This is a genomic window from Streptomyces sp. DSM 40750 (assembly GCF_024612035.1).
Classification (GTDB): domain Bacteria; phylum Actinomycetota; class Actinomycetes; order Streptomycetales; family Streptomycetaceae; genus Streptomyces.
Map to the genome: position 1 here is coordinate 441964 of NZ_CP102513.1, position 22171 is coordinate 464134.

Here is a 22171-nt window from a genome sequence, read left to right on the forward strand (position 1 = left end):
GGCCTCCTCGCTCCGGTCAGTCGCCGAGGAACTTCTCGACGAGGGTCGCGAGGGCGATCGGGGTCTCCACCATTTGGTGGTGGCCGGCGTTGCCGACGACTGCGAGCTGTCCGTTCGGGTAGTGCCGCATCCAGGTCTGGTTCATGGCGTCGGCGTCGGTCGCCGGGTCGTTCTCACCGACCACCACCAGTGCGGGCAGCGGAGCACCCGTGATCTCGGCGGAGAAGTCGGTGGTGTTGACGGAGTCGAGATAGCTGCGGAAGGCGTCCGGGCCGACAGCCTTCATCGACTGCTCTGCCCAGGAGGCGACCCAGTGCGGGGACAGCTTGCCGCCTGTGGACGAGTCGATGATGATGCGGCGGTTCTCGACCTTGTGCGCGGCCTCGGCGAGCAAGGGGTAGGCCGCGTCCGGGATGCCCAGGCCGTTCGCGGGCGCGGGGCTGAGCCCGACGAGCTTGCGCACACGCTCGGGCGCCTTGAGTACGACCTGCTGGACCGGCATGCCGCCGAGCGAGTGCCCGATCAGGGAGAACTCGCGCCAGCCGAGGCTGTCGGCGAGCAGGAGGACGTCCGAGGCGATCTCGTCACAGGTGTAGGAGCCCTCTACGTCGATGGCGTCGCCGAAGCCTCGGGCGTCCATGAACGCGTAGCTGAAGCGGGTGCCGTCCAGGTACGGCCACCAGGGGCTGAACGACTCGTGTCCGGCGAAGAGCGAGTGCAGCACGATCACCTTGTGGGCGCCGCTGCCGACGACATGGGCGGGCGGAACGTAGGGTCTGGTCTCGGTCATGATCTCCACCTCCGGTGGATCGGTGTTCTCTGCGGATGTTCGGCTGGTGCGGGTGCGGCCCGTCGGGGGCCAGGTGCGGAGGTTCAGTAGTAGCGGCCGCCCTGCGGGGTGGGCAGGGCGTCGAGTTCGGCGAGGTCTTCGGCGCTGAGCCGCACGTCGGCCGCGCCGGCGTTGTCCAGCAGGTACTTGGGGGTCTTGGTGCCGGGGATCGGGACGACGTACTCGCCCTGGGCCAGCACCCACGCCAGCGCCACCTGAGCAGGAGTGGCACCGATGCGGTCGGCGAGCTCGCGGACCTTCTCGGCGAGGGCGAAGTTGACGCGCAGAGCGTCCTGCTGGAAGCGGGCCAGTCCGCGTCGGAAGTCGTCCTGCGGCAGGTCGTCGAAGGAGGTGAACCGGCCGGTGAGGAAGCCCTTGCCGAGCGGCGAGTACGGCACGAAGGCGATGCCCTGCTCCTGGCAGTACGGCAGCACCTCGGTCATCCAGTCGCGTGTCCACAGCGACAGTTCGGACTGCACCGCCGTGACCGGGTGGACGGACTGGGCCCGCTTGATCTGCTCGACACTCACCTCGGACAGACCGATCGCCCCGGCCTTGCCCGCCGTCACGGCCTCCGCCAGCGCGCCGACACTCTCCTCGATCGGCACATCGGGGTCGACGCGGTGCAGGTAGTAGAGGTCGACGTGGTCCGTGCCCAGACGCCGGAGGCTCTCGTCGATCGAGCAGCGGATGTGCTCCGGGCGGTTGTTCAGGCCGGGTACGGGATTCCCCTGGGCGTTACGGGTGAGGGCGCCGACCTTGGTGGCCAGGACCGCTCGTTCCCGGTGGCCCTTGGCAAGGGCCCGGCCGAGCAACTGCTCGTTGGTGAGGGGGCCGTACACGTCGGAGGTGTCCAGAAGCGTCATCCCCAGGTCGAGGGCCTGGTGGATCACCGAGACCATCTCGGCCTCGTCGCGCGGGGTCGCCTGGTCATAGCCGAAGCTCATGCCCATGCAGCCCAGGCCGACGACGCCGACCTCGGGTCCGTCGGGGCCGAGTGTGGTGGTGCGCATGTATTCCTTCCGAAGGTCGTCGGGCGGGCCGGGTCAGCGGTTGACCAGCCGCATGCCCGCCTCGTGGAGGCGGTCGCCGGCGGCGGGGGCGAGGTTGTTCAGGCGGGTGAGCTGCTCGGCTGTCAGCACGACGGCGTCGGCGGCGGTGTTCTCCTCGACGCGTGAGACGCGCTTGGTACCGGGGATCGGGGCGATGTCGTCGCCCTGGGCCAGCAGCCAGGCCAGGGCCACCTGCGCGGGGGTGGCGTCGACCTCGGCGGCGACGGCCTCGACCTCCTCGACGATGCGCAGGTTGCGCCTGAGGTTCTCCTCCGTGAAGCGGGGGTTGTTCGCCCGCCAGTCGTTCGCCTCGAAGTGCTCGGTGGCGCGGATCTTGCCGGTGAGGAAGCCGTGGCCCAGCGGCGACCAGGGCACCAGGCCGATGCCCAGCTCCCGCAGCAGCGGCAGGATCTCCGCCTCCACGTCCCGCGTCCACAGCGAGTACTCCGACTGCAGTGCGGCGATCGGGTGCACGGCGTGGGCGCGGCGGATCGACTCGGGCGCCGCCTCGGACAGGCCGATGTGGCGGATCTTGCCCTCGGTGACCAGGTCGGCGAGGGCGCCGATGGTCTCCTCGACGGGCGTGTTGGGATCGACGCGGTGCTGGTAGTAGAGGTCGATGTGATCCGTGCCGAGCCGCTTGAGGGAGCCTTCGAGCGCGGTGCGGAGGTTGGCCGGGGTGCCGTCGATGTGGCCCATGCCGCCACTGGTGTGTGAGTACATGCCGAACTTCGTCGACAGGACGACCTGGTCGCGGCGGTCCTTGAGGGCCCGGCCGACGAGTTCTTCGTTGACGAAGGGACCGTAGGCCTCCGCGGTGTCGAGCAGGGTGACGCCGAGGTCGAGCGCCCGGTGGATCGCCCGGATGGACTCGGTGTCGTCCGGGGTCTCCCCGGGGCTGAGGTAGACGCCGGACATCGTCATGGTGCCCAGGCCGATACGGGAGACGTCCAGGTCCCCCAGCTTGATGTGCTTCATGGCTCCAGTGCTCCGCGGGTGGTTTCGAAAGAGGTCTTCAGTTCACGTCCAGCGTGCTCGCCGCGCTCATCGGATGGCAGGGCGGGTTGTACCGGGGAACGAGGTTCAGTGGTGTGCCAGGGCACCCCACGGGACCGCCCGCGGGGTGCCCGCAGCCTGGTGCTCGTAGGCCGGACAGAGGTCGCCGTCGACCGACGTCCAGGAGGTGGGTGGAGCTCGAGCTCTCTGGCGCTGTCGCGATGCAGCTGCGGCGTTCGCGGCAGGTCACTTGCCGACGGGCTGGGGTGCCCTGTCAGGGCCTGTATCAGCAGGCTCTCCCTCATCCGCCGCACTTCCTGTTCCATGGTTGGCGCACCGCAGGCGCGGACAGCCGCATGCAGGACTTGGATCATCGATGTCCCCGGGGCTGCAGAGCATTTGGAGAAGAGCAGAGACATGAACAGGAGAAGGAACAAGCGATGCGGCACAGTCAAGCTGCGGAACCTGGGGGTTTCCCGGATCGGGCCGGGGCTGTGGGCATGTCCCACGGCTACACCGACTCGGGCACCGGCGAGGCGGAGTCCATCCGTTCCCCGCATCGGGTCCTGGAGGCGGCCGTCACCGTTCGCAAGCCCAACGAAGCCGCTGCGGCGGCACATGAGCGGCTGTTCCCCGGCCACGTCTCCAGCCTCGCGGTCACCGATCCGGAGCTGATCGAGCTCTTCGACAACCAGGCCGTATCTCGATGAGGACGTCGTGCGGGCCGACGTCGCGGCGCTCGATCGTGGTCGGGGCGAGCGGTTCGGTCGCGGAGGTCGCGGCATAGGCGTTGACGGTGAGCACGGTTTCTCCAAAAGGACGGGGTGGTGCCGGGCAGCCGGGTGGCCGCCGAGTCCGTCCCCGTGACCTTCCGAGCGCGGCCACGAGCTGGATCGTCGCCGTGCGCGGCTGCCGGGAACGGAGATGTTCTACGAGCGTCAAGCCTGCGCCTCCGGCTCTCCATATGGCAGACCGCGTTGCAGCCCGGAGTGCCGTTCAGTGCCGTGACAGGGCACCCCACCCGCCTTCCCCCCAGGTCGTGGCGTCCCCACACTCGGAAGACATGGATCGTGAGCAGCACAGCAGCGGCACCGAGCTGGGGCGCTATCTACGTGCCCGACGGGCCCAGGTGAACCCCGAAGAGGTCGGCCTGCCACCCGGTACCGGCCCGCGTCGCACACCTGGACTGCGCCGCGAGGAACTGGCCACCCTCGCCGGAATCAGCATCGACTACTTCACCCGGCTGGAGCGTGGCAAGGAGACCCGCCCCAGCCCGTCCGTCGTCGACTCCCTCGCCCGCGCCCTCCGGCTGGAGGAGCCGGAACGCGACCACCTGCGCAGCCTGGTCGCGCATGCCGGCCGTACCGCTCCGGAACCGCCCACCGCGCCCAGCCGCTCCGTTCGGCCCGGCGTGAAGATCCTGCTGGAGGCCATGCGGCCCCAGCCCGCCCACGTGGTCAGCCGCACGGGCGACGTCCTGGCCTGGAATCCGGGCGGACTGCGACTGCTCGCCGGGATGGAGGACTGGCCCGCGAGACAGCGCAACATCGCGCGCTACGTCTTCCTCCACCCCGCCGCCCGCGACCTCTTCGACGACTGGGGCAACCAGGTCCGCGGCTGCGTAGCCCGCCTGCGGGCTCTGGCCGGCACCGATCCGGACGCCCCCGACCTCACCCAGCTCGCCGGTGAACTCCTGCTCAAGAGCCCGGAGTTCGCCCGACTGTGGGAACGCTACGACGTCCGCGGCCACTCTTACGGCCGCAACACGTTCCACCACCCGGACGTCGGCGACCTCACCCTCGGCTACCAGTCCATGCAGCTGGAAGGCACCCCCGGCCACCGGCTGGTCGTGTACCACGCCGAGCCCGGCAGCACCGAGTACGACGCGATGGTCCTGCTCGATCTGATGGCGTCCGACTCGGCGCACGCGCCGAGGATCGGAGCCTCCCGCACCGGGTTCGCGGACTGACACAGCAATCACCCCGGCCGGTGCGTCGCCCGCGCACCGAACACCGGTCCGAACCACCGAAGACCGAAAGGACGAACAGCATGCGTACCACCACCCTCGGTACCAAGGGACCCCAGGTCGGCGTCGTCGGCCTGGGCTGCATGGGCATGAGCTTCAGCTACGACCAGGCGACCCCGCGCGACGAGGCCGAGATGGTCTCGGTGATCCACCAGGCCCTCGACCTGGGGATGACGCTTCTGGACACCTCTGATGTGTACGGCCCTTAGCTCTCCTGGACCGTTGCGCCGGCTTCCGGGTCAGCCAACGGGTCATCAGCGTGACGGCCGCCCATGTGATGAGCGACTCGCTGACCTGCGGCAGCCTCTCGTGGTCCCGGCAGTGCCGACGGGCCCGCATGATCCACGAAAGCGACCTCTCGACCACCCAGCGGCGCGGCAGGACCACGAAGCCCTTGGCTTCCGGCGGGCGTCGGACCGTTTTGATCTTGATGTCGAGTCGCTTCTTCGCCCAGTCGACGAGCCCTCCCGCGTAGGCGGAGTCGGCCCAGACGATCGCGATCTCGGGATGCATCAGGTGGAGCCGGAAGAGGGCCTCCTTCGCCGCGTCCCGGTCGGTGACATCGGCAGGGGTGACCATGATGAGTAGGACCAGGCCACGGGTGTCGACGACGATATGGCGCTTGCGGCCATTGATTTTCTTCCCGGCGTCGTAGCCGCGGCTGTCCCTGCTGACGGTCTCGGACGCCTTCACGCTCTGGGAGTCCACGATCACTGCGGCGGCCTGCGGGGTCTTGCCGCTGCTGAGCCGTACTCGTCTGCGAAGCTGGTCGCGGATGAGGTTGATGACGCCGGGCGGCCCAGCGGCGGGCGAATCCGTAGATCGTCCTCCTGGGCGGGAAGTCCGCGGGCATCGCCCTCCACTTGATCCCGTTATCGACGAGGTAACGGATGCCGTCGATGATCTCGCGGCGGGGGTGTTTCTCCGACCGTCCGCGGCCGGTCTCGCAGGCCGCGGGCGGTAACAGTGCCTCGATCAGGGCCCATTCGGCGTCTGTCGTGTCGGACGGGTAGCGGCGTCGGCGCATAGGGAAGGAAGGGGTCCTGGTCGTCTGGTGCGAGGAGGGAGCCGTCCAGCACCCCCGATCCTTTCCTTCTGTCGAAGTGTCGGCGCCCCGGAAAAGAGGTCAGCTGGTCTGCGAGGCCGCTGCGGGTCTGGTACTTGCTCAGCTCGCAGGCTCCCATCAGCCGTTTGAGGGGCAGCCCCGCAGGAGCGGCTTCCATCAACGCGATGTGAATGAACTCGGCATGACGCTCCGCTGCCGGGGAGCGCTTGCGCACGGTCACTCACCCCGCAGGATGCGGGCGAGTTCCTCGTCCATGTCGACCCGGTGGAGACCGCGGTCTCCATCCAGTCGAGCGTCGCGCGGGTGCGGGCAATGTTCGACAGCAGCACCTCACGCTCGTCCCCCGACCACTCACAGTGACGCATCTTCGGCACCGCCCTGGACGCCTCGCGTACGAACCGGAGGAACGCGCCGAGCAGGTCGACGAACTCCTCGGTCCGCTCGATCCTCCTCACCGCCGGGCCGACCGGCGAGGTGCGTCGGAAGGCCTCGGCTTGCTGGCGGGAACGGTCGGCCTGGGCCCGGTTGACCATGTGCCGTGCTCTGTCGTCGGCCGCGACCCGCGCGGCGACCTCGGGACGGCGCAGCACGTCGGAGGCCATCCTCGCTGCCGCGGCGTCGTCCTTGACCAGGGACTGCATGGCCTCCGCGCGGTGCTCGGGCTTCTGGGCGTCGTTGACCGCGTGTCTGACGGCGGTGTCCTCCAACAGCCGGGCGGCGACCTGCGGACGGCGCAGCACGTCCCGCGTCACCTCCACCGCGACCTCCTCGTCGGCGGCCAGATCGTGGACGCGCTCCACCTTCTCCTGGACCGTCCCCGGCCGGTCCGGCCGGCGGCCGACGCGCTTCTTGGCCAAGTTCGTCGTCCATCTGCGCGTACCGGTCACGTCGTCGACCGGCGGGTCGTCGATCGCCTTGAACCGCTCGGCATCGTCCTGGATCGACGCCAGGATCGAGTGGACCTTGTGCGAGACGCCCTCACGGCGCCGATCGGCCGGCCAACGGTGCGAGGTGAACCGGTAGTTGAGGACCGTACTCAGCGACACCCCGATGTCGTCGGCGTATATCTGCAGCGACGCGTAGACCCCGAACAGCTCGTCGCTTGGCGAGGTCGAACCGCCTTGCGGCCTCATCGGCTCGATCTCCACGGCGTGATCGCCGATCGTGAACATCGCCCGTCCCATCTGGATCGACTCGCGCACACGGGGAGTGTCATGAATCAGGTGTGATCTTCCCCCAAGGAGTCACCGGATGAGTACGACGACGGATCACCGGGAGTGGGGTGATCGTCAGCTTTCGGTGTCGAGTTGAATGTGCTCGATGTCGTTGTCCAGGAAGGTGGTCAGGTCCTGGGCTTCGGTGTGAACGGCTTCCTGTTCCAGGGCGGTGAGGGGGCGCAGGGAGCTGATGTGGAGTTGGTGGTTGCGCACGGTCCAGGTGGCGGTGACGCGTCCGTCAACAAGGACGGTGCGGTGGCCTGCGACGGACAGACCGAGGTGGGGGGCGTCGATGATGCGGCTACGGTCGTGGTAGCCGAGGATGGCGTTGTCGAAGGCCGGGAGGAACCGGACGGGGGCGGGGGTGTCGGGGTGGGGGCGGGGTGCGTCGGGCAAGTCGAGCAGTTCGCGGCCGCGTTCGTCACGGAAGACGACGAGTTCTTCTCGGGCGGCTCTGACGGCGGCGGGAAGGCCGGCGAGGCCGCACCAGGCACGTAGGTCCGTGCTGGCGGCGGGCCCGTACGCGGCGAGGTAGCGGTGCAGCAGTTGCTGTCCGACGGGATCACTGCCATCGGCGGGCAGGGGGTCGATGCCCCGTTCCAGCCAGGTGCTCAACGGCAGGTTGCGTACGCCGGCGGTCTGGTGCCACAGGCCGCGGGGCGGGAGTTGGGCCATGGGGATGAGGGCTGCGATGAGCAGCTCGCCCAGGACACGACGTGGTGGGCCGGGCCAGCGGTCTTCGAGAGCTTGTACGAGTTCGGTCATGGTGCGGGGCTGCTGGTCGGCCATGACCGCGCGGCCGGCTGCGGCGACCTCGTCCACGTCGATGCCGGCCAGTTCACGCCGGTAGGTTCCCAGCACTCGCTGGCGCAGCATTGTGTCGTGGCGGGCTCGCCAGGTGAGCGCGTCGTCGGCGGTGACGAGGTGGACGGTGCGCCGCATCAGGTGAGTGCGCACCACCGCGCGACCGGTCAGCGCATCGTCCAGTTGCTTGGGCTTGAAGCCGGACAGGCGGGACCACAGCCCGGTGAAGGGTTCCTGAGGATCCTGTGCCTGCAGGCCGCACAGATGGGCCACTGCCTCCGACACGGATGTGTCGCTGCGCTTGAGCAGGTGCTGGCGGGCGAGGGTGGCGCGATTGAGGGCACGGGCGTCAAGAACGGTCATGGCATCCTCACGCGGCGGCTCGCTCGTGGGACGGGCGTCGGCGCAGGTCCGTGTGGGTGAGGGAGGGAGGTACGTAGGAGACGTCCAGAGGGCTGATGTCGGTGCCGGGCGGGACGATTGCGTCGATCTTGTCGAGGATGTCGTTGCCGAGGGTGAGGGTGGCGCCGACGAGCAAGTCGTCCAGCTGGTCCATGGTGCGCGGGCCGATGATGGCGGCGGTGACGTCGGGGTGGCTGGTGGCGAAGGCCATGGCCACGTGTGTGAGGGAGTGGCCGGTTTCTTCGGCGAGGGTGAGCAGCTGCTCCACCGCCTCAAGCTTGCGTTCGTCGGTGAGGTGCCGGGAGACCCACTGCATGCGGGCGTTGTCGGGCCGCGGGGCGTTCTTGCGGTAGCGGCCGGTGAGCAGACCCATGGCCAACGGGCTCCACGCCAGAACGCCCAGGCCGTAGCGGCGGCAGGTGGGCAGGACCTCACGCTCGATGCCGCGGTTGAGGATGGAGTAGGTGGGTTGCTCGGTGCGCAGGCGGTGCAGGCCGCGCTGCTGGGACACCCACTGGGCTTCGACGATTTCCGAGGCCGGCAGGTTGGAGGAGCCGATCGCGCGGACCTTCCCGGCCCGCACGAGGTCGGTGAGCGCGGAGAGGGTCTCCTCGATGTCGGTGTGCGGGTCGGGGTGGTGGATCTGGTAGAGGTCGATGTAGTCGGTTTGCAGCCGCTTCAGTGAGCCCTCGACCGCCTGGACGACCCAGCGCCGGGAGCTGCCGCTGCGGTTGGGGTCCTCGCCCATCGGTCCGTTGAACTTGGATGCCAGCACGACCTCGTCGCGGCGCCCTTTGAGGGCCTTTCCGACGATCTCCTCGGTTTCGCTGTAGCCGTACACATCGGCGGTGTCGACGAAATTGATACCCGCATCCAGCGCCCGGTGGATCATGCGCACGCAGTCGTCGTGATCAGGATTGCCCATTTTGCCGAACATCATGGTGCCCAGGCAGTAGGCACTGACTTCGATGCCGGTCCGTCCCAGCTTCCGTATCCTCACGGTGCCCCGTTTCCTTCCGCTGCCGTGCGTGTTCGGTGCCTGCGCCGTCCGGGCCGCCCGTGCGGCTGCGGCGGCCCGGACGGCGCAGGCATGTCAGGTCGGTCGGTTGGTTCAGCCGTTGTACGGAGCGGTGACGTCCAGGACCCAGGTGATGCCGAAGCTGTCGGTGAGCATGCCGTACAGCGGTGCCCATTGCGCGGGCTCCAGCGGACGCACGATGGTCGAGCCCTCGGCGAGCTTGCCCCACAGGGCGCTGATCTCCTCGGCGTCGTCGCCACGCACGGAGACGAAGAACGGGTTCTCGCCCTGGTTCCAGGGCAGCTGCGAGGGCACGTCGTAGGCCATGACGTGGAAGCCGTTGTCGCCGGCCACCTCGCCCCACATCACCCAGTCCGCCTCGCTCTCATCCTGCACGGCGCCCGCGTCCTTGTAGGTGACCGCGACAGCACGTCCGCCGAAGACGGACTGGTAGAAGTCCAGCGCCTCACGTGCGGTGCCCCGGAAGTTCAGGTGAGTGGTGGTCGTGACGGACATGACCTGCTCCTTGCTCGATGTGATGAATACACCGCCGACCGTCCCAGCTCCAGCGGCGGCTGCCGTGACCAGGAGCGATGCCCCCCGAATGGCTCGTATGCCACGATGGCAGAGGTAGAGGACAGGCTGTGTCCGGTACTCCGGGGAATATGGGTGCCATGCATAAAACATCTGCCCGGCTGCTCGCGCTGCTCTCGCTCCTTCAAACGCCCCGTGACTGGTCCGGCGATGATCTCGCCGAGCGTCTCGGCATCACCTCGCGCACGGTGCGCCGTGACATCGACCGCCTGCGCGAACTCGACTACCCGATCAAGACCCTCAAAGGACCGGCTGGCGGCTACCGCCTGGAGGCCGGCACTCACCTGCCGCCCATGCTGTTCGACGACAACCAGGCCGTCGCCCTGGCCGTCGCGCTGCAGACCGCGGCCGCCGGCACCACCGTCGCCGAAGACGCTACCCGCGTGCTGGCCACCCTCCGCCAGGTCATGCCACCCCGCCTGCGCCACCGCATCGACCTGTTGCACATCACCGCCGTCCAACCGCCCGCGGCGGCCGGCGACACCCCCAGGTCGGCGCTCAGGTCCTGGTGGACCTGAGCCGCGCCATCCACGCACGCGAGGAACTGCGCTTCGACTACGCCCCGGGTCCAAGCACCTCGGCCGATGACGTCCGCCGCGTACAACCCCACCACCTGGTCACCTGGCGTCATCGCTGGTACCTCGTGGCCTGGGACCTCCACCGCGAGGACTGGCGTACCTTCCGCGTCGACCGCATCCGGCCCCGCACACCCACCGGCCCCCGCTTCACCCCTCGTGACCTCCCCGGCGGCACCGTCTCCACCTTCATCACCAGCCGATTCCGCGGCAACGACGGCACCACCACTGGCTGGCCCTGCCAAGGCGAAGTCATCCTCCGCCTCCCGGCCGCCGATGTCGCACCCTTCGCCCAGGACGGAATCGTTGAGGAACTCGGCTCCCGTCACTGCCGGCTCATCCTCGGCTCCTGGTCATGGACCGGACTCGCCGCCGCCATCGGCCGCTTCGACACCGATATCGAAGTCATCGGCCCACCCCAACTGGCCACCGCCTTCGGGGACCTCGCCGCCCGCTACGCCCACGCCGCCCGCACCACAAGACCAGAGACCGGCCCGGCGCGGTGAGAACAGAACTCACCACGCCGCTCAAGCCCTCCGAACCTCCGGGGCCGACCCAACGCTCAGTTACACGCGATCCGAGAGCAGGGAAGGGGTTCGCATAAACGACCCTTTGCCCGAGCAAGATCAAATAGGTGGGACGAAGATCACCAAGAAGCGGATCGACTTCCACAAAGGACGCGTCGGAGGATGGCGCCAACACTTCACCCCGGAACTGCAATCCCTGCTGAGGGAAAGGTTCGGCGACGTCACCGAGGCCTACGCACCCGATCCCAAAGCCTCCTGACCGACCGACGGGCTGCCGCCGCCGGGCGCGTCGGTCTGTCCTCCGAGAAGCCGGGTGTTCTCCGCCATGAGTCGCTGAACAACACGGCGTAAGGCCACCAGGTCTGCCTCCGCGCACCGCCCGACGGCCAGGGCTTGGTCCCGCTCCCTGCGCAGTTCCTCGAGTGCGGGGTCGCGATGAGGCAGAACAGCGAGGTCCCCCCGTGCAGCGGCCGTGAGATCGCGGGTCCGGATCGAGCGCAGCTCCGACCGTGCCGTCTCCAGATCCTTGCGCAGGGCCTGATTCTGTTCGAGCAGCATGCGGTTCTCCACCTGCAGAGCCGCCTCCTTGCGGGCCGCCTGCGCGGCTGCGGCCCGGGGCCGGCTGTCGGCAAGGTGCGCGCGGACGACCTCCGCCTCCGCCTTGAGGTCCCGATGGCGCTGCAGGTACTGAGGGTTCACCCCGGCCCGGCGCGTGATCTCCGCGTCGGACAGGGGTGTGCGCGTCTTGCGCATGCCGGCGATCACGTCGAGCACGCGCCGTCGGCACTTCTCGCTGTCGGCGCGGCGGCGGGCGACTGCGGCCTCGCGCCCTGCTTCCAGAGCGCTCGTTCGCGCAGTCCCCGCGAAGGCGCCGGGCCGCTCCCGCGGCGAGTTCACGGTCGTCACGCCTCGCTGGCACGAACGAGCAGTTGGTCGGGCGAGCCCTGGCGGACGGCCACCGGGAGCGCGCCGTACTGGCCACCAAGGTCGGCGTGCTGGCCAAGGACGGTGCGGTCACCGGCGTCGACGGCCACCCGGAGCGCATCCGCTGCTCGATCGACGAGAGCCTCGGGCGTCTGGGCACGGACCACGTCGACCTCTACTACCCGCACCGCGTCGACCCCGATGTGCCGATCGAGGAGAGTGTCGGCGCGCTGGCGGAGGCCGTGACGGCGGGCAAGGCCGGGGCGATCGGTCTGTCCGGGGTGAGTGTCGAGCAGATCAAGCGGGCCCAGTCCGTCCACCCGGTCACGGCGGTGCAGTCCGAACTGTCGCTGTGGACACGGGACTGGATGACCGAGGTGCTGCCGTACTGCCAGGAGCAGGGCATCGCCTTCGTGCCGTACTCGCCGCTCGGCAAGGGCTTCCTCACCGGCCGGTTCACTCATGGCGCAGATCGCAGTGGCCTGGGTGCTCAAGAACCCGGTGGTCTCGGCCCCGATCGTGGGCGCAACCAAGCCGCACCACTTGGCCGACGCCGTCGCCGCGCTCGACATCCAACTCACCGGCGACGAGATCGACGCTCTTGAAGCACCGTACGTGCCGCGCCTGCCCATCTTCTTCTCCTGACCGGTCGGCACGGGCCGACGTACCGAACCGGTACCCGGACTCGCCGACGTGCCGCACAGATCGAGTTCCCGCACTTCTGCGCAGCCCACGCCTCAAGCCCGAAGACGTGGGACTCCGGGCATCGCCGGCGTGTGGGGGTGTCCTTCGACGCGGATGCAGTCTCGGACGGCATCCGCGTCCCGACGGGTGTAGCCCTGCAGGCGCCGCATCGGCCACGGCCGGGTGCGGCCGGCCGCCGGCAATTCTTGTACTCAATGAGTAAGACCTCCAAGCCGCCCTCGCCGAAAAGGGCTCGCGTGTAATCCGAAATATAAATTCGATCGCCCTGATCACTGTTGCTGGCCTGGCTATGGCGACACTCGTCTACTTCAACCTACAAAATGTGCGAGAGACGGGCAGTCGAGGAGTTTCCCTCGTGGGCGACGCCAGAACGTCCGAGGTCGGAAATCTTTGGCCGGTTTTTTTGGGGGGCACTGGCACGGCGTGGAACAGCACGGCCTCCCACCCCGGCGGGCGCTCTGTTTGAATTTTACTGACCGCCCGGCACCATCGGCACCACAGGACGCGCCCCTCACCGGACGAGCCGGAACGTCGTCCGAATTCACGGACGTGGTGGGCCGATGCCTCCGGACGAAGTGCCCAGGTGCTCATTCCGACGCGGTCTGCTTCTTCGCCGCCGACTGTGACGCGGTGACGCGGTGACGTACCGAGGGTGCTCCCAACCGACGAACATGAGGGATGTAACGCATGCACGAACAGGACAGCACGCCGAGCGGCAACTCGACCGACCGCGGCCGTCGCGGCTTCCTGATGGGTGCGGCCGGGCTGGCAGCCACCTCGGTGGTGGCCGCGCCGGCCACACTGGCACAGGCGCACACCGCATCGTCCGCGACCGGCGCCAAGGGCCCCGTCGGCCGTCGCAACCCGGTGACCGCAGCCATCACGCAGACTGGTCACCGTCGGCTCGGGTCCGGGCCCGGGTCCCTGAAGGTCTCCAGCATCGGCCTCGGCACCCAGACCATGCCGGGCAACCTCTACGGCCCCGTCACCAGCCGCAAGGACATGGTCGCCCTCGTCCGGACAGCCTTCGACCAGGGGGTGACGTTCTTCGACACGGCCGAGGCGTACGGGCCGTTCGAGTCGGAACGGATCATCGGCGAGGCCCTCCGGCCCGTCCGCGACGACGTGGTGATCGCGTCCAAGTTCGGCTGGAACATCGACCCGGTCACCGGGGCGAACACCGGCCGGAACAGCCGTCCGGACCACATCCGGCAAGTCGTCGACGCCATGCTGAAGCGCCTGCGGACGGACCACATCGACCTGCTCTACCAGCACCGGGTAGATCCCACCGTCCCGATCGAGGACGTCGCGGACACGGTGAAGGACCTCATCGCCCAGGGCAAGGTGCTGCACTGGGGCCTGTCCGAGCCGGGTCTGGGGACCATCCACCGGGCCCACGCGGTCCTGCCGCTCACCGCGATCCAGAACGAGTACTCCACACTGTGGCGCGGACCCGAGGAGCAGGTCCTGCCGCTCTGCGAGGAACTCGGCATCGGCTTCGTGTGCTTTTCGCCCCTGGGCACGGGCTTCACCACCGGCACGATCAATCCCTACACCCGGTTCACGGAGGGAGACCGCCGGACCGCGACGCCCCGCAACAGCCGGGACAACATGGCCGCCAACATGCCACTGGTACAGCTGCTCCAGGACTGGGCCGTACGCAAGGGCGCCACGCCCGCCCAGATCGACCTCGCCTGGCTGCTGGCCCAGAAGCCGTGGATCGTGCCGATCCCCAGCACCACCAGGCTGTCCCACCTCCTGGAGAACATCGGCGCCGAAGAAGTCGGGTTCAGCCCCGACGAACTCCAGGAGCTGAACGCCGCCCTCGCACGCATCACCATCCATGGTGAGCGGCTTTCGCCGGCGGGCCTCGCGCTGACGGGCGTCGAGGCACCGCCTCGCTGACCGACCGACCAAGCCGAACAGTGCAGCACAGTTCCCTCTCGTCCCCGGCCGAACTCCCGTACCGCTACGGGAGTTCGGCCGGGGACGACTGCAGTCCTGCAGGCATACGGGGGGCGGGATGGACCGGTGGGACGGATCATGGGCCCGGCACGGCGTGCCCATGGAGAGCCACGGTCCTCGGACTGCTGGCTGCCATGTCAGCCGGAGGGCGCAGACGCCATGTGCCCGCCGTGACGTACCTTCAGGAAACCCGGAGCAGCAGGATCCGATCGTCGCTGTCCTCCGGTGAACCCTTGCCGTCCGTGTTGCTGGTGACCAGCCACAGCCTGTCACCGCCCGCCGCCACGACCGTGCGCAGCCTGCCGTACGAGCCCTCAAGCGCGGCCGACGGCTCGCCCGCGACCCGGGAGCCGTCCAGCGGAATGCGCCACAGGCGCTCACCCCGCAGGCTCGCCATCCAGATGGCGCCCTCGGCGTAGGCGACGCCGCTGGGTGAGGCCTCGGCGGGAGTCCACTGCGCCACTGGATCGGTGAAGCCCGCCCGGTCGCTTCTGCCCTCGACCTCCGGCCAGCCGTAGTTGCGGCGACGCGGGCTCCTCCTCGCCGCCCGAGCTCCCCGATGTGCAGCCCGCGCGCATCAGTACAGCGGCGGCGCAGGCCGCGGCCCAGGGCGTTATCGGAGTGGGACGGGGCACGGCGGGTTCCTCTCGATGAGGCTGATGGTGGTGCGGTTCAGGGGGCGATGGAACGAGGCGGGGCGGGCGCGACGTACACCGACCCCGCAGGGCCACCGTTGGTTGCTGATCCGGGCGGGCCCGCGTTCCCGCGCCCCGGCGACGGTGCGTCAGCTCTGCGCCCGGCCCACGGGCCACGCCTGAGCGGCCCGCAGCGCCGCGATCACACCGCCGTCGGCCAGGAGGTCGGACCCGGTGATGAAGCCGGCCTGCTGCCCGAGCAGGAAGGCCGCCGCCTCGGCAACGTCGTCGGGGGTACCGATGCGTCCGGCGGCCGACGTCTCGATCATCTGGCGGTATCCCTCGGCGCCGGGCCCGGACATCTCGTCCTGGGCCAGGGGGGTGGAGATGATGCCGGGGCTGATGCAGTTGATGCGGGCGCCGTGCTTGCCCCACTCGACGGCGGCGGCCTGCACGCGCAGCGCGTTGCCCCGCTTGGACAAGGCATAGGCGGCACCGGAGTCGCCCACCTCCTCGGGGGCCAGGAACGGCAGGGCGAGCAGCTCGGAGACGGGGGTGCTCGCCAGCGCGTGCTCGGTGTCGTACGGGTGGGCGCCCGCCATGTGGCCGGCCATGCTGGAGATGACGACACCGGCGCCGCCAGGCGCGATGACGCGGGCGAACTCGTCGAGGACCAGCGCGGTGCCGAGCAGGTCGACGTGCAGGACCTGCTCCGTGGTGCCTTGTACGGGCGAGACTCCGGCGCTGTGCACGACCTGAGTGACGGGGCCCAGCTCCGCGGCCGTGTCGGCGAGGGCCGCCACCGCGTCGGGCTGGGACACGTCGACGACGTGGGTGGACACGTCGTAGCCCGCGCCGCGAAGCTGCTCAGCGGCGACGCCCAGCGCCTTCTCGCTGTAATCGGCGAGCAGCACGATGCGGCCGATGCCCACACGACGGGCGATCGCCAGACCGATGCCGCCCGCGCCGATGATGACCGCTACGTCCTTGTCCATCGTCATCGTCTTGCTCCTGTGATCGAAAAAAAGGGGTGCTTTGCCGAGGGAGAGATCTCCTACGAGCATTCAGCCTGCTCCGCGGCGCCGCGATGTGGCAGACCGGGCTGTGCCCTGGAGCGGTGTTCAGTGACCTGCCAGGGCACCCCTCGCGGCAATGGGCTCGTGGATGGGCCCGGTGCCATGGGACAGGGGCAGTCCTGTGCCGTGGTGGGCATGGGCGATGATCTACGCGGTGATGGAGACGGCCGTCTCCTCGGGGGTGCGGGCACCGAGGTTCAGGCCGATCGGTGAGTGGAGACGGGCCAGATGCGTCTCCGGTACGCCCGCCTCCCGCGGCAGGCCCAGGCGGTGGTCGTGGGTACGCCGGGAGCCCATCGCACCCACGTACCCCACGGGCAGGCGGACCCGGCTCACCACTTGGCGATTCCGGCCGCCCGGGGGCTCGTGTCTGAAGTCTCGGCTCAGAGCAACCCCTCCGCTGTGATGGGCAGTTCGCGGATCCGGCGCCCGGTGGCGTGGAACACGGCGTTGGCGACGGCCGGTGCCACGCCGACCTGTACGACCTCGCCGAGGCCCTTGACGCCCAGGGGGTCGGCCTCGGTGTCCTCCCCTTCGAGGTAGATCGCGCGCAGGTCGGGGATGTCGGCGTTGACGGGGACGAGGTAGTCGGCGAGGTTGGCGTTCACGATCCGGCCGTCGCGGTGGTCGGTGACTGTGTGCTCAAGGAGGGCCGTGCCGATACCGCCCACCATGGCTCCGAGTGCCTGGCTGTCGGCGAGCTTCGGACTGATGATGCGGCCCGCGTCGTACACGCCGAGCATCCGCCGCACGCGAACCAGACCCAGCCGGGCGTCCACGGCGACCTCGGCGAAGGTCGCCGCGTAGGCATGGGTGGAGAACCGTTCCACTTCCTCGCCCGGCGTGTAGGACCCGTTCGCCTCGAGGCGGGTGCGGTTGTTGCGGGCCAGGAGCTGACGGTAGGTCTCCCCGCGCGCAGGGTTGTCCTTCACGTGCAGCCGGCCGCCCCGTACGACGACATCGTCCGGGTCGACGCCGTGCAGCGGCGATCCCTCGTCCGCGACGGCCAGCCTGATCGCCTGCTGCCGCAGCTTGTCGCAGCCGTCCTGAACGGCGGAACCGACGCTGGCCATGGTCTTCGAACCGCCCTGCAGCGGCGCCGGCGGCATGAGGGAATCGCCGAGACGGAAAGTCACGTTGCGCATGGTCAGGCCGAGTGCGTCGGCGGCGACCTGGGTCATGGAGGTGTACGTGCCCGGCCCCATGTCACTGGCCGCGGACTGCACCAGCGCGGTGCCGTCGGCGTCCAGCCGGACCGAGGCCTGGGCCGGGTCCCGCCGGGTGTGGTAGGCGCCGGCGGCCATGCCGGTGCCGATCAGCCAGTCGCCGTCGCGGGTGGCGCGCGGCCGGGGGTCGCGGCGGTTCCAGCCGAACTCGCGGGCGCCGGTGGCGAGGCACTCGCGCAGCCGCCGGGTGGAGAACGGCAGCCCGTCGGACGGGTCGTCCTCCGGTTCGTTGCGCAGGCGCAGCTCGATCGGGTCGACGCCCAGCTCGTGGGCGAGTTCGTCCATCGCCGACTCGATGGCGTAGGAGGCGGTGGCGTAGCCGGGGCCGCGCATCCACGTCGGGGTGTTGACGTCCAGGGGCACCGACTGCTGTGTCATGCGGACGTTGGGCGTGTTGTAGAGCATCTGCCCGAGACTCAGGATGGGCTCTCCGTGCGTCTCGTAACGTGAGGTCTCCGACCTCAGGTCGTGGATCATCGCGGTCACGCGTCCCCGCCGGTCGCTGCCCACCCGTACCCGGTACTCGTACGTGGGCCGGTAGCCCACGTGGAAGTAGAGCTGCTCGCGGGTCAGCGCGAGCTTCACCGGACGCCCCGTCTCTCGCGCGGCGACAGCCGCGATGGTGGTCTGCGGCCAGACCCTCGACGCGTTGCCGAACGCGCCGCCGACGAACGGCGAGATCACGCGCACCGAGTCCTGCGGGATGCCGAACACGGCGGCGAGTTCGTTCCGGGTGCCCTGCACCCATTGGGTCTTGTCCCAGACGGTGAGCTTGTCGCCGTCCCAGCGGGCGACGGTGGCGTGCGGTTCCATCGCGTTGTGGTGGTTACGGGCGAGCCGGTATGTCGCGTCCATGCGTACGGCTGCGGAGTCCAGCGCTGCCTCCGCGTCGCCCCGGGCGTAGTTCTGGGGTTGGCCGCCGGCCGGGCTACCGCTCATGTCGGTCCTGGGCTTCCGCGCGTCGTACGCGATCGCCACCAGGTCCGCGGCGTGCTGCGCGACCTCCAGGGTGGTGGCCACCACGACGGCCACCGGATGCCCGTGGAAGAGGACCTGGTCGTCCTGGAAGGCACGCAGCCGCCTGCCCGGCGGGTTGTATCCCCCGGGGTTGTCGCGGTAGGCCAGCGTGGGTGCGTTGAGGTGGCTGATCACCGTCAGGACGCCGGGCTGGGCGAGGGCGGCGCGGGTGTCGATGCCGGTGATCCGTCCGAGGGCGACGGTGCTGTCGACGACGACCGCGTGCACGGTCCCGTCCGGGTCGTGGTCGGCTGCGTACTTCGCCTGACCGGTCACCTTCAGCCGTCCGTCCACACGGGAGAGCGGTGCGCCGACGGCTGCCTGCGGCTGCGGGCTCATTTGCCACCTCCTACGATGCGTAGCTGGCGTTCGACGGTCCGCTGAAGCAACTCGACCTTGAAACCGTTGTGTTGGAGGGGGCGGGCCCCTTCCGCCGCCGCCTTGGACGCCTCGGCCCACAGCGCGTCCGAGGCGCGCTCGCCGATGAGACGGTGCTCGACGGCGGGCAGCTTCCAGGGCACGGTGCCCACGCCGCCGACGGCCACCTTCGCCTCGCGGATCACTCCGCCGCGTATGTGCAGCGCGACGGCGGCCGAGGTCAGGGCGAACTCGTACGACTGCCGGTCCCGCACCTTCAGGTAGCCGGACTTCAGCGGACGCGGAAGGGCCGGAATCTCCACCGCGGTAATCAACTCGCCTTTGCGGACGGCCTGTTCACGGTTCGGGGTGTTGCCGGGCCGCAACAGGAAGTCGGCGAAGGCGACGGTGCGCTCGGTCCCGTCCGGGCTCAGCAGGTGCACTCTCGCCTCCAGCGCCGCGAAAGCCACGGCGACGTCGGAGGGGTGCGTGGCCACGCAGGACTCCGAGGTGCCGAGGATGGCGTGGGTGCGGTTGAAGCCTTCCCGCGCCGCGCAACCCGAGCCGGGCTCGCGCTTGTTGCAGGCGGCGCTCACGTCACGGAAGTACGTACAGCGGGTGCGTTGCATGATGTTGCCACCGATGGTGGCCATGTTGCGCAGCTGGGCGGAGGCGCTCAGCTCCAGCGCCTGGAAGACGACCGGGTAGAGGGTGCGGACCTTGGGGTGGGCGGCGGCCTCCGCCATCCGTACGAGGGCGCCGATGCGCAGGCCTCCGCGCTCGGTGACGGTCACGTCCCGCAGCGGCAGATCGCTGATGTCGACCAGCGTGTCCGGGCGTTCGACGGTCTCGCGCATCAGGTCGACCAGGGTGGTGCCCCCGGCGATGTAGCGCCCGCCGCGCTGCCCGGCGTTGAGTGCCTCACGGGTGTCGGAGACCTTGGTGAAGGAGAAGGGGTGCATGGGGCCGGGCCTCATTTCCCGTGGGCGGCTTGGTCGACCGCCTTGACGATCTTGACGTAACAGCCGCATCGGCAGATGTTGCCGCTCATCCACTCCCGGATCTCCTCGGCGGAGTCCGTGTGGCCCTCCTCGATGCAGCCGACGCCGGACATGATCTGACCGGGAGTGCAGAAGCCGCACTGGAACGCGTCCTGCTCGACGAACGCCGCCTGCAGCGAGTGCAGCCGGTCGCCGTCGGCGAGTCCCTCGATGGTGGTTACCTCGGCGCCCTCCAGGCGCACCGCCAGTATCAGGCAGGAGTTGACCCGGCTGCCGTCGACCAGGACCGTGCAGGCCCCGCAGGCACCCGCGTTGCAGCCCTTCTTGGAACCTGTCAGCCCGAGGTGTTCGCGCAGCAGGTCCAGCAGTGAGGTCCGGTTGTCGATCGTGACCGTGCGCCGCTCGCCGTTGACGGTCAGCGAGAGTCGACCGCTGGGCGGAGCCTCGGCGGCCGGCGCCTCCTGACCGGCCAGGACCGACCCCGCGGTCAGGCCACCCGCCGCGACCACACCACCGACGGCGGCTGTCGTCGCGATGAAGGTGCGCCGAGTGGGCACCGGCGCGGGTCCTTCGGACAGTTCGATGGGTGAGTCCGGAAGTTCGGTGGTCATACGCACTCTCTCGCTTGGGGGGATTCAGCGGAAGATCGGCCGTCACGGACTGGTACGCCACGACCGTCCGGCGACGCTGTGCGGTATACGCTCAGGCGCCCGCCCGTCGGCCCACGGCGGACGTGGGTCATCGCCGGAGGCCTTCCGCGAAGGCCCGTTGTGGGGTGGGCCCTCTGCGTTGTGGCAGTGAGCCGAGATGCGGGACAGGGCCGCGGTTACGGCTGTGATCTCGGCGCAGGGTCCAGCCTGCGCCGGGTGTCGGAGAGTCGCCAGGGAGCACTTTGCGTACGACTCCCGTGCCTACGTCCGGCAGTATCAGCCAGTTCAAGCCAACGCCTGGCGCGTTGGTGTGCCTGATGCTTGCCCGCAGCTGTCGATGCCGAGATCGAGCTCACGCCGCCCGAGGGATGGACGGCCGCCGGTTCGCTACTGCGCAGGCGACGTCGACGATTTCGAGGCCCGGACCTGCGCGGACTTGTCGAGGAGGACCATCGCGTCGTACGCGGGGGTGTCGGGCTCGGCGTAGAAGACGACCAGGTGCTGGCTGTTGGTGCCGTTCAGCGTCATTCCCTGGTAACCCAGGGCGAGTTCACCGACGACGGGGTGGTGGTACGTGTGGCGGCCGCTGGAGTTTCCCTTGACGTCGTAGCGGTCCCACATGCGTGCGAACTCGGGGCTTTTGCGCAGGAGTTCGTCGACTATGAGTGCGAGGTCGGGGGCCTCCGGCTCGATGCCGGCCAGGCCGCGCAGCCATGCGACGGAGCTGCGGACCGCGTCGTCCCAGTTGTCGAACAGGTCGCGGGCCGCGGGGTGGAGGAAGACGTAGCGCGCCAGGTTGCGCTGCTCCCCCTGCCAGTCCTCGATTCCGGCGAACAGGTGCAGTCCGCCGGGGTTGGCGGCGAGCAGTTCGAAGGTGCGGCCGACTACGTACGCGGGATTGGGCCGCAGGCTCTCCAGGATCAACTCGGTGCCCGGAGGTACGGACCGGCTGGGCACCGTCGTCGGCGCTGCCACGTTGCCGTCGGCGCTCGCGGCGAGCTCTCGCAGGTGCTTGTGCTCGGCCTTCCCCAGGCGCAGCGCGCGGGCGATGGCGTCGATCACGGACGGGCTGGGACGGGTCTCGGTCCCGCGCTCCAGGCGTGCGTAGTAGTCGATGCTGATGCCGGCGAGGGTGGCCAGTTCCTCGCGGCGCAGCCCCGGGGTGCGGCGCAATCCGGAGACGGCCGGCAGGCCGACGTCGCCGGGCTTCACCCGAGTGCGACGTGCTCGCAGAAAGCGCCCCAGCTCGGTGCCGCCGCTACCGCCACTGCGCTGCTCACGTGCCATGTCTTCCAGTGTGACAGCCCCGTGACCCGTGTGGCGATGCACACGACATCGAGGGGTGCCCTGTCACAGCACTGAACACGGCTGCCTGGCACAGCCCGGCCTGCCATCCGGCGCGTGCGGGCGGCAAGCTGAGGGCACGCGGATGTTCCCAGGTCCGCGGCGTGCGGGCGTGGCCAATGACGAACGGGGTGACGATCCCCGAGGGCCTGCGCGCCCGCTCGC

17 protein-coding genes and 5 pseudogenes are annotated in these 22171 nt (G+C 69.5%); 6 read left to right on the plus strand and 16 right to left on the minus strand.

The genetic code is table 11. From position 1 onward, the window contains the following. Nucleotides 1-16: 16 nt before the first annotated feature. The 3 genes from JIX55_RS02160 to JIX55_RS02170 all read right to left on the minus strand — a co-directional run bounded on the left by JIX55_RS02160 (nucleotide 17) and on the right by JIX55_RS02170 (nucleotide 2859). Nucleotides 17-790, minus strand: a complete 774-nt coding sequence (locus tag JIX55_RS02160; protein WP_257561496.1) for an alpha/beta fold hydrolase — start codon at nucleotides 788-790, stop codon at nucleotides 17-19. Between the two features lie 83 nt (nucleotides 791-873). Beyond that, nucleotides 874-1842: an aldo/keto reductase gene (locus JIX55_RS02165; RefSeq protein ID WP_257561497.1), complete on the minus strand. Its 969-nt coding sequence runs from the start codon at nucleotides 1840-1842 to the stop codon at nucleotides 874-876. Nucleotides 1843-1875: 33 nt separating this feature from the next. Then, nucleotides 1876-2859, minus strand: coding sequence for an aldo/keto reductase (locus JIX55_RS02170; protein ID WP_257561498.1), 984 nt, complete (start codon nucleotides 2857-2859; stop codon nucleotides 1876-1878). Nucleotides 2860-3377: 518 nt separating this feature from the next. On the opposite strand from JIX55_RS02170, the gene JIX55_RS02175 reads away from it, so the two are divergent. From JIX55_RS02175 to JIX55_RS02190, 3 genes are all read left to right on the plus strand, one after another. Continuing rightward, nucleotides 3378-3587, plus strand: coding sequence for a hypothetical protein (locus tag JIX55_RS02175; RefSeq protein ID WP_257561499.1), 210 nt, complete (start codon nucleotides 3378-3380; stop codon nucleotides 3585-3587). Between the two features lie 353 nt (nucleotides 3588-3940). Then, entirely contained in the window at nucleotides 3941-4846 is a 906-nt protein-coding gene (locus JIX55_RS02185; protein WP_257561500.1) for a helix-turn-helix transcriptional regulator, read from the plus strand. An 80-nt stretch (nucleotides 4847-4926) separates the two neighbouring features. Beyond that, entirely contained in the window at nucleotides 4927-5112 is a 186-nt protein-coding gene (locus JIX55_RS02190) for an aldo/keto reductase (protein WP_443046770.1), read from the plus strand. 18 nt (nucleotides 5113-5130) lie between these two features. On the opposite strand, the pseudogene JIX55_RS02195 reads toward JIX55_RS02190, so the two are convergent. From JIX55_RS02195 to JIX55_RS02215, 5 genes and pseudogenes are all read right to left on the minus strand, one after another. Further along, nucleotides 5131-5930: pseudogene (locus tag JIX55_RS02195) on the minus strand (IS5 family transposase); the annotation flags it as partial. Then, a complete protein-coding gene (locus JIX55_RS02200) occupies nucleotides 5879-7171 on the minus strand; it encodes a DUF6192 family protein (RefSeq protein ID WP_257561501.1) in 1293 nt (430 codons plus the stop codon). The gene JIX55_RS02200 and the pseudogene JIX55_RS02195, both read right to left, overlap by 52 nt. 87 nt (nucleotides 7172-7258) lie before the next feature. Beyond that, entirely contained in the window at nucleotides 7259-8353 is a 1095-nt protein-coding gene (locus JIX55_RS02205; RefSeq protein WP_257561502.1) for a winged helix DNA-binding domain-containing protein, read from the minus strand. A gap of 7 nt (nucleotides 8354-8360) precedes the next feature. After that, nucleotides 8361-9392 carry an aldo/keto reductase gene (locus JIX55_RS02210; RefSeq protein WP_257561503.1) on the minus strand — a complete coding sequence of 344 codons (1032 nt, stop codon included), beginning with the start codon at nucleotides 9390-9392 and terminating at the stop codon, nucleotides 8361-8363. Between the two features lie 111 nt (nucleotides 9393-9503). Beyond that, nucleotides 9504-9926: a VOC family protein gene (locus tag JIX55_RS02215; protein WP_257561504.1), complete on the minus strand. Its 423-nt coding sequence runs from the start codon at nucleotides 9924-9926 to the stop codon at nucleotides 9504-9506. A gap of 158 nt (nucleotides 9927-10084) precedes the next feature. Here JIX55_RS02215 and JIX55_RS02220 point away from each other — a divergent pair. Next, a pseudogene (locus tag JIX55_RS02220) lies at nucleotides 10085-11085 on the plus strand (helix-turn-helix transcriptional regulator). 252 nt (nucleotides 11086-11337) lie between these two features. Here the strand turns inward: JIX55_RS02220 and JIX55_RS02225 are convergent. Further along, entirely contained in the window at nucleotides 11338-11880 is a 543-nt protein-coding gene (locus JIX55_RS02225; protein WP_257561505.1) for a hypothetical protein, read from the minus strand. On the opposite strand from JIX55_RS02225, the pseudogene JIX55_RS02230 reads away from it, so the two are divergent. Beyond that, nucleotides 11841-12675 (plus strand): annotated as a pseudogene (locus JIX55_RS02230) (aldo/keto reductase). The gene JIX55_RS02225 and the pseudogene JIX55_RS02230 sit on opposite strands and share 40 nt — an antisense overlap. A gap of 747 nt (nucleotides 12676-13422) precedes the next feature. Beyond that, on the plus strand, nucleotides 13423-14640 hold the full coding sequence (locus JIX55_RS02235; RefSeq protein ID WP_257561506.1) for an aldo/keto reductase: 1218 nt from the start codon (nucleotides 13423-13425) through the stop codon (nucleotides 14638-14640). Nucleotides 14641-14881: 241 nt separating this feature from the next. Here JIX55_RS02235 and JIX55_RS02240 read toward each other — a convergent pair. The 7 genes and pseudogenes from JIX55_RS02240 to JIX55_RS02270 all read right to left on the minus strand — a co-directional run. Continuing rightward, nucleotides 14882-15220: pseudogene (locus tag JIX55_RS02240) on the minus strand (PQQ-dependent sugar dehydrogenase); the annotation flags it as partial. A gap of 264 nt (nucleotides 15221-15484) precedes the next feature. Beyond that, nucleotides 15485-16330, minus strand: a complete 846-nt coding sequence (locus JIX55_RS02245; protein ID WP_257569188.1) for an SDR family oxidoreductase — start codon at nucleotides 16328-16330, stop codon at nucleotides 15485-15487. Nucleotides 16331-16456: 126 nt separating this feature from the next. Next, nucleotides 16457-16732: pseudogene (locus JIX55_RS02250) on the minus strand (XdhC family protein); the annotation flags it as partial. A gap of 62 nt (nucleotides 16733-16794) precedes the next feature. Then, nucleotides 16795-18993: a xanthine dehydrogenase family protein molybdopterin-binding subunit gene (locus JIX55_RS02255; RefSeq protein ID WP_257561507.1), complete on the minus strand. Its 2199-nt coding sequence runs from the start codon at nucleotides 18991-18993 to the stop codon at nucleotides 16795-16797. Continuing rightward, nucleotides 18990-19973 (minus strand): FAD binding domain-containing protein, encoded by a 984-nt coding sequence (locus JIX55_RS02260; RefSeq protein ID WP_257561508.1) that lies wholly within the window; start codon nucleotides 19971-19973, stop codon nucleotides 18990-18992. Before JIX55_RS02260 ends, JIX55_RS02255 begins: the two co-directional genes overlap by 4 nt. An 11-nt stretch (nucleotides 19974-19984) precedes the next feature. Further along, on the minus strand, nucleotides 19985-20623 hold the full coding sequence (locus JIX55_RS02265; protein ID WP_257561509.1) for a (2Fe-2S)-binding protein: 639 nt from the start codon (nucleotides 20621-20623) through the stop codon (nucleotides 19985-19987). Between the two features lie 426 nt (nucleotides 20624-21049). Then, nucleotides 21050-21949 carry a helix-turn-helix transcriptional regulator gene (locus JIX55_RS02270; protein ID WP_257561510.1) on the minus strand — a complete coding sequence of 300 codons (900 nt, stop codon included), beginning with the start codon at nucleotides 21947-21949 and terminating at the stop codon, nucleotides 21050-21052. Nucleotides 21950-22171: the final 222 nt, after the last annotated feature.